The following is a 12464-nucleotide window of genomic DNA, read 5'->3' as shown; positions in this document are numbered from 1 at the left end:
TGAATGTAAGTACTACAATTCTACGATTCCATCCCAGCCTTATTCACTTCATAATGACTTGTATCCCCGTGCAGCAGGATCTCCGCCACGCTATCCGTAAAATCAATCCTCGATAAGCAGGTTGGATAAATGTAAGGCAGATCCCATAGCTTAGGCAACTCTCTGCCCTCAAAATAAGCCATCAAGAGCTTGATCACTACCGTATGCGTTACGATAAGAATCGTCTCACCCTGATGGGCAGTGAGAATTTCCTGAAGCTTCTCCAGCGCTCTTATCTGCACCTCTGCGAAGGTCTCACTGCCCTCCACTTTAAATTGGTCGGGGTCCTTCCAGAAATAACGATGCTGGTCTGAATACTGAGCTGCCAGTTCAGTAGAATCTCTACCTTCCCATACACCCATGCCGATTTCTTTAAATGCATCGGAAATCTTCAGCGGAACATCCCGCTCTCCGCGTATAATTTCAGCTGTACGCAGCGCCCTTGGGCTAGAGCTTGCATAAATAACATCAAGATTCATAGCCTGCATTCCCCGGCTCAGCCATTCCGCCTGTTGTACACCAAGCGTCGTCAGCGCAGAGTCCATATGACCTTGCATACGATTCTGCACATTCCATTCTGTCTGACCATGACGCGTTAGATATATCGTTGTAGTATTCATCCGCCGCTCCTCCTCTTAGCCCCAAATCCAGAGATAGTCTACTTCCTGTTTCGCTCCATCCAGTTCACCGCATAGTCAACAATTTCACGCTGCGGAATCAATTGAGCAGCAGCTGAGGCGATGTGACCATATGTAATAAGCCCTGTTTCTTGCCCGAATTGTTCAGCAAGTTCAACGAAATCGTCAGAGTTCCAATCTAGCTCCTTGAATTCCAACCACTGTCTATGTCCATCCACCATCATAGGTGCCCCGCCAATGACTTGCTTCTTTCCTTCATAGCAGGCACGGCATTCAGCAAGATGTAATGAAGTATTATTTAAATTCCCTACGCCTAGCAGCAGTACACTTCCCCCAAGATCATAAATACGAGCTAATGGTGAGTCATCCCCCAAACCGTATTCGAGGGAGTGACCATATATAACCTCATCCCTATGATTGCCCCAAGCCGCAAATGAATGAATGGGATGATCGCTGCGTTTTACCCCTTTTTGCCTACGGAAGCAATCCGGAATAATACCCATCCCTCTCAGTGGAGTCAGGTCTGGATCATAGGCCGGCATCTGCTCACGGATACTCTGCCACCAAGATTCAGGCACTGGTGGGTTACTCCAGCCAGCAGGGTCCGTCAGATCACTTGAATGCGTCGGCATCACAAGAGTGCCTGTTTCTCCAAGGACCTCCTCAAGCGCCAAAATAACGGCAACCGGGCCACCTGCCACCCATTGGCCTAGTGATTTGAAGGACGAATGCAGTATAATCGTCATCCCCGCCTGTACACCCAGTCGCCGAAAGTCCTCTGCCAACGTCTGAACTGTAATCAAATTGCCTTGAATTTCTTCCACCCTTCATTCCCTCCAAACTCTCTTGCTGCTAATCCTAACAAAGCCTCTCACTGCCATTATATAGGAGGATTACTTCTAACGACACCCATACCGTCCATCAAGGTACAGTACAGCAATGATATTTATACTAAAGCTACTTATCCTGCCTTTTACGAAAAATCTTCAGACAGCATTTTGGCTCTATAATCCCCTGGAGAGATTCCTTCCAACTCTTTGAATACACGGGCAAATTGCTTGCTGTTCTCAAAACCTACTTTTTCCGAAACTTCCGCAAGCTTCCCACAATCTTTCGCTAACAGCTCTTTAGCATGACGGATGCGCACCTTTTTTAAATAAATGACAAAATTCTCCCCAGTATATGCTTTGAAGGCTTCGCTAAAATAAGAATAATTCAAAGAAACATGGTTACTAACCATAGCCATATTTAGTGGACGAGCATAATTCGTCTCAATATAATTTAGCGCTTCCTCCATGTCAGCATGCTCCGTATGAGCAGAGCGCACCCCTAGAATATAATCACTCACACTCAGGAGCAAATTCTCCAGCGCACGATAATAATCATGGAAATGACGATAATTGTACATATTGCCTACTGTACGATACAGTTTCAGCACCTCTACCGAGGCTTCGCCATGCACCCGAAATACTTCATCCAGCACCAATTCATTGATATTCTGTCCCACCGACTCCAAATAAGACAGGTCAAGCGCCTTCAAATGCTCGGTCTGAAAAATCTCAGCCAGAAGATGCTTCATTTCCTTCTCGCGTTCTGTTCCAAGCATATTGAGCAGCTTACGAATTCCCTCCTTCGGTAAGGGAGAATTAGACCGTTCTTGACTCACATCCGCATAATTCAATAAGTTCACTTGCGGATATACAAAAGTATACTGTAAAGCCCGGGACGCTTCCTTATAACAGGAACGAAGATCTGCGAGACTTCTTCCTTCGCTGCTTATTCCAATCGACAATCCCATTATTTCTTTAGCTTCTGCTTGTCTGGACAGCTCTATAAAATCCTGTTTTCTGGTTCCGAGTAATACTAATTTACCATCCCAGTCCGTTGTGATTTCCGAAAAACACTTTTCAAGTGGTCCTATCAATCGTTCAACCAGCCCCTGAACATCCCCCGGCTTCATTCTTGATCCGTCATTACAATAGTAATTCAACACACCTACTGTAAAAGGAACCTCCAAGTCATCTAGACTCTCCTGCTGCTCTGGCTCCAGCTGAACTTCCTGCTGCATAAACAGCCCCCGTAAACGGCTAGAGCGCAGCTCTCGGCGAAAATGTTCTGCTTCCTGCTCCTGCTGCCTTGCGCTGAGATTCTGCTCCTCCTGCTCCTTATCTATACACTTCAAAATTTCGAATAATTCATCTCTACGAATCGGTTTAAGTAAATAATCCTTCACGCGATATCGGATCGCGCTTTTGGCATATTCAAAATCGTCATACCCGCTTAAAATTACCACTGCTGGACTTTTCTCACCCCTTGTCGCCGAAGACAACTGCTTCAACAGCGTAATTCCATCCATTACTGGCATACGTATATCTGTAATAATAATATCTGCACCATCAGTCTTATAGATATCCAACCCCTCTGCACCGTTACTCGCCATCTTGATGGTATAAATGGACGGAAATTCTCTTTCTATCATAGTCTTGAGACCGAAACGAATATTTTTCTCATCATCAATGATCAGTAGCTTCTTCATAGTTGTTTTTCTCCCGTCAAAAGAACTTTCGGCAAGGCTAAACGTACCATCGTCCAGCTTCCTGCTTCACTCTGTACTACAAGCCCATATTCATCGCCATAAAAGATTTGCAGACGCTGATGTACATTTCTCAGACCAATGCCACCTGTTCGGCGGTCAGCCGCTGTCTGTTCAGCAGTGCTCTCACGGCGTTCATCTTTCGCATAAATCGCCTCGTTTAAAGCATGTAGACGCTCTGGTGTTAGTCCTATGCCATTATCACGAAGCTCTATGAAAATATCACCTTCCGTTTCCGAAATATGAATTTGAACGATCGGGTCCTGCATATTATCTTTCTCATCGCACCAAGCATGCTTAACACTGTTCTCCACAATTGGCTGCAGTGACATTTTAAGCACCTCCAGCTCTAAATATCGGGGTTCAATATGAAGCATCAGCTTAACCGGATACTCAAAACGAATATTCATTACTTCAATGTAATTCTCAATATGACGAATTTCGTCTCGCAGCTTGACATACTCTCCGGACCATTTGAAATTATAACGCATCATCCCCCCTAGTGAGGTTAATGCATCTGAGATCGTTCGTTGGTTTTCAATTTCAGCCAGCATTTTAATATTTTCCAGCGTATTATATAAAAAATGTGCGTCAATCTGGTTATGCAGCGTACGTAACTCAGCCTCTTTTGACAATGCCTGCTTGCTTACTGCTTGAGCTACCAATGTATTGATCGTGTTCATCAGTTTAGAGAAATGATGGGCAAGCTCACCAACTTCCCCTCCACCCCGTATCATAATTCCAGTGTACGCTTCACCTCTACGCACTCTTTTCATTGTTTCAGTCAATCTACGTAGATTTTTTAGAATAAAGGCATTTGTCACATAAGCAATCAGCGTTAGCAAGGTAATAAACCCGACATTGGCACCAATGATTAAGTTGCGCGTTCGGGAGATATCCTTCATAACCCCCTCCATGGACACTACATTTAACAAATAAGCATCAATATGTTCAAGCGGAGTGTTAATCAACAAAAACGATTGACCATTCTCCGAGTACTCGCTATCCCATTCCCCAGTTTCCCGAAAATGCTTATACCGTTCTGCAATCATATCAGCCATCTTCAGATTATTCTGTAAAAAAGAATGATCCGGTCTGGTGAAAAGCTGCAGTTCACTATCCACAAGGAACATTTGGGTCTGATTATCCCGGACATCTGTATACGTCTTAGGTGTAAAACGACTCAGCATCATATCCACCTGCACCATGCCTATATGATTGTCTGCCGGACGACTCTTTTCACGCAGCAATGAGACCTTGGGCAGACTTTCCGTCGGTGCTCCCAAGTATCTCTGCATTAGATCCGGATCACTTTTCTGAAAAGACCAGTATTCCTGCCCCTTCATTTGAAGCGCTTTCTGAAACCATAGATTGGAAGAAACTCTCTCTTCACGAAAGATAATCGGCCAAATTTCATGCACTTTATTGCTTTTCGAATACAGCCGCAAATGCTCGATATTCGGATTATTAAATTGAATACGAGTCATATTCACATAGGCATTTGTATTGAAATTAATCAAATCTACTAGCTGCGGTTCGGTTTCATTCGCAAGGAAATCTTCTACATCGGTATCAGAATAAGCCATCTGTGCCGCACGTTCCATTGCCTCAATTTGATTATAGATATGTAACTTTTCCATTTGCAGCAAATAATCATTCTTCTCGATGGCATCTCTAAGATAGGTATTATTGATAGACTCATAGAAGTAGACGGATACCAGCAAGCACGGGCCTAAAATAATAAAAACATAGGCTGCAATTAAACGACTCTGGAGAGATCTTCTTCCCCACCAATAACTAAAAGAATTCCATAATTCTCTAGCTCGTTCACGTCTGTTCACTCTATACACTTCTGTACTGTCCACCTCGCTAAAATAGTGAATGCTTAACCTATTTAATATCTATACCATATTATAGATTGAAAATAACCCAATCGCCCGCAATAGCGGGCGATTGGGTCGTTTTTATTTTATTTATTTGCGAGTTTTAACTTATTCTCTTCATATTTTGTTTGTTGGAAGGCTTGCACTTTAGCTAGACCCAGATCCTCTTGCTTCTTGATGTAACCAGTCCAGATGGTATCAAATTCAGCATCGGATGAAGCCATCAAAAGCTTCGGTAGCGTTTTGCTGCGCAAATCTTTAATTTTAGATAAGATGACGCCCTCCGGGGAGCTTGCCAACGGATCGATTTGATCAAACTCGGAGATACTTTTTGTTTTTCCGCGAGTCCAGTCTTCCAGCTGTTTGAAAGGCTCTACAGCTGTAGGTGTCCATTGAGCTGTAATATTGGTATTCATCAGCATCCAGAACGTAAAGGAAGAACCATATTGCTTGTCGAATGCCGAACGGTCTTTATTCATTAGATCAAAGACTTCTGGTTTAAATTGGTCTTTGCCGTCAATCGTATCATAGCTGACGCCTTTTTCTCCAAGATAGAGGTCTTTATTACCTTCTTCGCTGTTCAGGTAACTAAGAAATTTAATAGCACGTTCTTTATCTTTAACATCTTTGGAGATCAGCGTTACTGTCCAGCCGGAAATAGCAGGGCCGTTTAGAGTAGGTGCATCCAGGTTGGTATTAGCCGGTCCGTCAACAGCGATATAAATTTTGTTCGGGTCTTGCTGATACAGCGTTCCCAGTTGGGCTGCAAAGTCAGTGCGTTGGTACAGCATCGCGAAGTAACGGCCTTGAGCGATTTTTTCTTCCATTTGAGGACGTTTATCAATAAAGATATCTTTTGCAAGCAAGCCGTCTTGGTTGGCTTGACGCAAAGTTTTCATCCAACGGATATATTCAGGGTCAGTCTCACGATTATACAGCTTTCCGTCTTTTTCTCTTGGAATAGCTAAGAAATTCTGAATGTATTGTTCCAGAGAATCGTTACCGGTTGCGGTAAATTCATGCAGACCGAGCGGAATCATCGGTTGACCATCGATTTCAGGGAATTTCTCTTTAGCTGCCTTCAGCGCAGCCACGAATCCTTCCGGTGTGCGCATATCAGGACTGCCAATCGCTTCATAAATGTCTTTGCGGACTACGAAGGTTTGGTTGGATACATAAGTGTCGCCATATTTCTCGTAATCTTTAGGTGAGGAAGAAGCATTCGGATAACCATATACATTGCCGTCGGCTTGTGTGTACCATCCCAGTTTGTCAGGGTCAGATACTTTGAAGAAATAAGGATCATATTCTTCGGCCAGTTTGTTCAGAGGAAGCACGAGATTACCTTCAATCATTTTCTTAACAGCATCTTCATACCAGCCCAGTGTAATGAAGTCCGGCAGTTTACCGGAAGCAATCAGTGTGTTCAGCTTTTCATTTTCGTTACCGGCTGGAACGATAAAGTTAATGTCAACACCGGTTTTCTTAGTGATATATTGGGAAGTAGGATCTACACCCCATTTATTAGGGAACCAGGCAAAGTTCAGGTACCAGTCAAACGTAATGGGTGATGTATCAGATTTCCAACCCGGCTCATCAGCGGATAGTGCTGTAGCTTCTGGGGCTGTTGTAGCTGTTGCCTCTGCTGTGTTACCTTCAGTTTTGTTTGCGGCATTACCTTTATTTGCGGTGTTGCCATTGTTGCCGGAACAGCCCGCTACGGACAGAACCATGATTGCTGCCATTAGCAGCAGCATTATTTTCTTTGGCTTTCTTTTCATGTCCATGCTTGTTTACCCCTTTTCTGAGATTGATTAATCATATAATTTATAACTCCAAGACTGCGGGAGCAGTCCGGAGGAGTTACCACTAGTTCGGGTGAAGTGCGACTGGCACTTAGCCCTTGATGGAGCCAATCATCATCCCTTTCACGAAATAACGTTGCAGGAACGGGTAAGCAAAGATAATTGGAAGTGTTGTAACAACCATCGTAGCCAGCTTGATGGACTGCGAGGTCACGGTCCTGGTCACGGCGCTTCCCTGTACGGCAGTCATCATCAGATTGGAACTGGACTGGGCAACAACCCGGTACAAGAAAGTTTGAATCGGTTGCATGTTTTCATTGTTCATATAAATCATTCCGGTAAAATAATCATTCCATTGGTAAACGCCATGGAACAGCGCAATGGTAGCCAGTACAGGTAAGGAGACCGGCAGGACAACCCGCAGGAAGATGGACCAGTCATTCGCTCCATCAATACGCGCCGCTTCCTCCAGACCATCAGGAATATCCCGGAAGAAGGTCATGAAGATGATTAGATCGAAGAAGCTGAACATAACCGGAATTATATAAACCAGAAAATTTTCCAGTAGATGAAGATCTCTGATGAGTAGGTACGTCGGAATAAGTCCGCCTGCAAAGATCATGGTTATCGTGCCTAACAGGATGTATAATTTGCCCCCTACCAGATCCTTGCGGGAAAACGCATATGCTACCATAGCCGTAAAGAACACATGCAGACCTACACCGAGAAGTGTTTTGGCTACGGTAAGCCACATCGCCCTCATAATTCCCGGGCTAGCGAATACGGCACTAAAGTTCTCCAATGAAAATTTGCGCGGAAACCAGTAAATCCCGCCCAGCATTGCATCTTTTCCGTCATTAAAAGCATTAATCAGCACGTACCAGATCGGATACAGCGTAACGAAGCAAATACAAAGCATTCCAATATTGTTGACTATATCAAAGACAACTTCGCCCTTTGTTCTGCGATTCAGTGTAATCATGTACAGGTCCTCCTTGGCCTAAAACAACGAGGTGTCGTTGAGTTTTTTGGATACTTGGTTGGCAATTAGCAGCAGAATGAGCGAGATAACCGATTTGAACATCCCAATTGCGGTTGAATACGAGAAGCGGGCCGAGAGCAGACCGGTATAGTAAACATAATAGTCAATCACATTGCTCGCGCTGTCATTCAGCGAATTGCGCAGTACCAGAATCTGGTCAAAATTGGAGTTCAGTACACCGCTGACCGCCAGAATAAACAAGATGCTGATCGTGCCTTTGATGGTCGGTACGGTAACATACCACATTTTCTGGAATCTTCCGGCACCGTCGATAGTGGCCGCTTCATACATTTCTGGAGATATGCTGGTAATGGCAGCCAGATAGATGATCGCTGACCAGCCCAGCTCCTTCCATAAATCCGAGGTAATAATAATGGTCCAAAAATATTTCGGTTCAGCCAGGAACGAAATCGGCTGATCAATCAAATGCAGCGCCATCAGAATATTGTTAATGATGCCCACATCTGCCAGCCAAGTGGCGAGAATCCCGCCAAGAACTACCCAGGACAGGAAGTGGGGCAGATACGATATCGTCTGAATACTCTTCTTAAAGCGAACGGATCGGATTTCGTTCAGAAAGAGGGCGAATATGATCGGAAGCGGAAAGATCAATAGTTTGATTAAGCTAATGCCCAGCGTATTCTTCATTACATACATAAAATTATCGTCTGCCAGGAACTCTTTGAAGTTCGCGAGACCGACCCAAGGGGCTTCCGAGATGGGTTTGACGATGTTGTACTCCTTGAAGGCAATAATAATGCCATACATCGGAATGTAGTTAAAAATAATCATCCATACTACACCGAGCAGTGCCATTGTCTGCAAATGTCGTTGAGTAATGAACTTCTTCCAAATCGGGGTGCGGTTTACTTTACCGGTTTCGAAATTGCCAGGAATAAGCGGCTTCATCGCTGGACTTAATTCCACGCCTTTTTTGTTCTCCATCCTTTGGACCTCCAGGCTATATATCTTTTTCTGTTTCTAAAGCGCTTACAATATCTATATACTTATTGTATTTGCTTTTGCCTGTCTCCGTAAGGTATTGAATTTCGGATTATAGGTTCCATTTTTCGGGTTCAAGCTAAAACGCTTTCGGCATCCTTTAAAGACGGTAAGCGTTTATGCAAGAAAATAAGGATAATGTATCATGTGAAGCTTATACTTTCCTGTATATGGAAAAAGATAAGGAGGGCCTATGCCCTCCCCTTTAGTGTTATGCTAATATTGCTTGAATTTGTTTAATTTCTCCACGCCGCAAAGCCTCTGCCTCTTCACCACGAACGAATGCTCCAGAAATTCCGGTCACTGTTCCATCGTGGTAGATGAGCGTCATGCTCTGAATAACAACCTTCTTCTCACCGAATGTATTCTCACGTTCTGGGTTCGAATAAGTGACTTCCGTTCCACCTAGGAACATGAAGGAAAGTTTGCCGTGTTCATCAAATAGCCAGCCAGGTAGAACCGGATCCAAAGATAATGTAAGCTGTCCATCTTCTACTCTGAAAACATGGCTTCCGGCCATCATCGTTCTCCACATACTCAGAAATTCAGCGGTCGACCCACTTAATCTTGCAACGAACCCTCTACCGTGATTGTTCGGATCAGGATTACCTCCGGTAGCGATAAAGGATGAATTTTCAAGCGTGCTGCGTCCATAGACAGCCGGGTCCAGGAACGGAACCAGCGAGGTCTTCAGTTCTCCGTAGAACTCCTCATAAAGCCCGCCCTTCAACAGCTCAAGCAAATATTTGTAGGACATATGCAGGAAGTTGGACTCCCGCTCTAGCCAGCCTGGCGTAAAGGCTCTCATTCGTCCGATCTCATGAGACTCTCCCTCTAGACTAACCGATGTTTGATACATAGACGTAGTCGGATCATATAGCTCTGTTTGCTTAATCAAATTGTATATTTCTTTCGCCTGCACCGGATCTTTCAGCGTCTTCAACCAGCGAGTAGGTCCCTCAAGGAAATATGGCAAGGCATAGACCTCAAACTCCTCGACCACAGCTTTTGGCAGGCCATATCCGCTGATTACCGGTTGACCCTCAGCATCTGTTACCTGCTGGAATTTCTTCGCCTCAAAACCGAAGTAGGTTGGGGTAAGTCCATTACCAAGTTCTACTGCCTTGTTGATCCCCTCGTCGATTTTGACCAAGAACTTGGAGAGAACCTCACGAATGTATTCTAAGTTTACTTCAGACTCAGTCCCAGTAATACCGAAACGGATACGTGCTCTATAGGCCTCACGCGCCGAAGCTACAGTGTCCCAATAATTGAATTGTTCCAATTCTCCCGACAGAACCGCCGTGACCGCATGATATACCTCTTCAAGCAACTGTGCAATTTCTTCTGGGAGGTCTACAGCTCCTTGGACGCTCTCTTTGCTGTTCAGAGTCTCTAACAAAAAGACTACGGTACGTTTCAGTTCAAAAGTCTCACTCATTCCGGAGCCGAACAATCCTGGCAGCCCATTCATAGCATCGTTCCAGCCCGGCTTATTGCCTTCCATTTCTACACCCATACCATAAGGGTCAAGTGTAGCAAATTTATTCAAGGCAAGAGACAGCATCTTCACGAACAAATTGGTGTGGTAAATGGCGCCGTGACCGCCTTCAGTACGCAGCCAATGGGTATCTCCAGCTTTCCATTTCAGCTTGTGCAGCTTCTCCTCATCCTCAAGGAGTGCGCCATATTGCCGGGCCTTTCCGTCACTGATTACATATTTTTCACTGCGTGGCAGCACATACGCTGGGCTGTCATAGAACGCATAAGTGTTATCCCCAAATAGAAGCTCCTGCTTTTTGTCAGGGAAGATATCCAAATAACCTACTACCAGATCCATATTATATGTCCAGTGATCCGACCAGAAGCCTTCGCCAAAAGCAGCCTCAATGTTTTGCTGTGACAAAGCTAGTAAGCCCGACAAAAACTCTTGCTCACTTACCTTCAAGGTAACATTATGATCCGCAATATAGTTCACTAAGCTACCCGGTGTAAATCGACTCCTGCACAGCTTTACAAGCTCCGCTTGATGATCTGCTACAGCTTCTCCAATCCAATCCGCAGCTTGCGCCTTACGGTCCGGTTTCACTTCAAAGGTTGTTCCTTGTACGCTCAGTGGGTTGTAGCCATCCGCCTGAATCAAGCTATAGAACATTTTGATGTTGAAGCTGCCCACCTTCGGATTGAAGAACACATCGTTCCGCCGATTCTGATTCATATCGCGGAAATTACCATTTCCCTGTGAATAATATTCAGGAGCCAATGAGAAGAAGTTATAGTCACGTTCCAAGTCGCCATGCTTACGCGAGTATAAATGAACTACAAAGCCATCCCCACCATTGTCGAAGACAAAAGGATAGCCTCCACGCAGGAAGTTATCAAGATAGGATTGACGGCAATACGCATCAAACACAGCCGATGAAGTGTGCGTAGCAATGTCTTCTGTTAATTCCTCCGTCAGACCTGCGGCCTCTTGAGATTTAGACAGGATATATTCATCGCGGCATAGCTGCTCCGCCTTCTTATTGATTTTGTCGATGTCATTTACATGTCCAACCAGTGTATTCAGGATCAGACTGCTATCTGGTGCTAAACGTCTTGCCACTCCGCTAAAACCGCATGGAACCTTGTTGACCGGGTATTGCGGAAGCTCGCCCAGTTCGGCAAGAGTTAATCCCGCAAAACGGTCTGGGTACGTAAGCGAGGTATTGCCACCAAAGACTAGCTCGAAATCGACGATTGGCGAGACTTTTTCTCCTTCTCCAGTGAACGACAGGTAGAAATGGCCATTGGTAATTTCGCTAACCTGTGCATCATCATTGGTGCTGGAACGCAGCTTATAGAACGGAATGCCATTCTCTAAGTTGTATACGTCCATCCAGCTGCGCAGCAGATTTCCTATTTCCTTGTATCCGCTGTTCTCTACGCCGTAAGGCAAGATTTCAGGCAAACCATCCATCAGCTCCAGCTCGATCTCTTTACCGCCAATGTTCTCAATCTCTACCCGACGTACCAATGCTGCATAATCGTCATTAGGCAAATTAAAATAGTGTACGGTCGTCTTAAGACCATGTCCGGCATGGCTTTCTTCAATGGTAAGTCCATTAGGCAAAATGGTCATGAGGCGCTTTGCAGCAGGATCTGGACGTGCAGATTGAAACGGTTCATAAATCTCTTGCTCGCCTTTAATTTTGATAAAGGTTCTGAAACCGGTCGTGCCTACGTTCTTATAAGAGATATTTGCAGGAGAGAATTCCATGATCGGCGAATTCTTATCGCGTACCCCGAAGCTGCAAATGGCCTGACCCCGATTCACATAAAAAGTCCACATCGGAATTCCCTTCAGTCCGGCAAGACCCGGTAAGAAACTGGAGAAAGGCTTTCCTTCATCAAATTGCTCCATTACAAATGTACCTGATTCGAAATAATAGTTGCTCATACTTATGTCCTCCTAAGTAGTAG

8 protein-coding genes are annotated in these 12464 nt (G+C 44.7%); all 8 read right to left on the bottom strand.

Features of this window, described 5'->3' with window-relative positions; translation table 11 throughout:
- Window positions 1-20: 20 nt before the first annotated feature.
- A complete protein-coding gene (locus M2444_RS13330; RefSeq protein ID WP_280787181.1) occupies window positions 21-659 on the bottom strand; it encodes a histidine phosphatase family protein in 639 nt (212 codons plus the stop codon).
- Window positions 660-697: 38 nt separating this feature from the next.
- On the bottom strand, window positions 698-1501 hold the full coding sequence (locus M2444_RS13325; RefSeq protein WP_280787180.1) for an AAC(3) family N-acetyltransferase: 804 nt from the start codon (window positions 1499-1501) through the stop codon (window positions 698-700).
- A gap of 149 nt (window positions 1502-1650) precedes the next feature.
- The gene (locus tag M2444_RS13320) at window positions 1651-3213 is read right to left on the bottom strand and encodes a response regulator (RefSeq protein ID WP_094878229.1); all 1563 of its coding nucleotides are present in this window, start codon (window positions 3211-3213) and stop codon (window positions 1651-1653) included.
- Window positions 3210-5120 carry a cache domain-containing sensor histidine kinase gene (locus M2444_RS13315; RefSeq protein WP_094878230.1) on the bottom strand — a complete coding sequence of 637 codons (1911 nt, stop codon included), beginning with the start codon at window positions 5118-5120 and terminating at the stop codon, window positions 3210-3212. The genes M2444_RS13320 and M2444_RS13315 overlap by 4 nt, the downstream gene beginning before the upstream one ends.
- A gap of 119 nt (window positions 5121-5239) precedes the next feature.
- Window positions 5240-6940, bottom strand: coding sequence for a type 2 periplasmic-binding domain-containing protein (locus M2444_RS13310; RefSeq protein ID WP_094874189.1), 1701 nt, complete (start codon window positions 6938-6940; stop codon window positions 5240-5242).
- Window positions 6941-7049: 109 nt separating this feature from the next.
- Window positions 7050-7940, bottom strand: coding sequence for a carbohydrate ABC transporter permease (locus tag M2444_RS13305; RefSeq protein ID WP_094874190.1), 891 nt, complete (start codon window positions 7938-7940; stop codon window positions 7050-7052).
- A gap of 18 nt (window positions 7941-7958) precedes the next feature.
- Complete coding sequence (locus M2444_RS13300) at window positions 7959-8909, bottom strand: ABC transporter permease (protein ID WP_256990030.1); 951 nt, start codon at window positions 8907-8909, stop codon at window positions 7959-7961.
- Window positions 8910-9213: 304 nt separating this feature from the next.
- The gene (locus M2444_RS13295) at window positions 9214-12441 is read right to left on the bottom strand and encodes a cellobiose phosphorylase (protein ID WP_280787179.1); all 3228 of its coding nucleotides are present in this window, start codon (window positions 12439-12441) and stop codon (window positions 9214-9216) included.
- Between the last annotated feature and the right edge of the window lie 23 nt (window positions 12442-12464).

The sequence above is a fragment of the Paenibacillus sp. PastF-3 genome (assembly GCF_029893135.1).
Classification (GTDB): domain Bacteria; phylum Bacillota; class Bacilli; order Paenibacillales; family Paenibacillaceae; genus Paenibacillus_AQ; species Paenibacillus_AQ nitricinens.
Note: the sequence above shows the minus strand (reverse complement) of the source record. Positions and strands in the feature narration are given on the sequence as shown.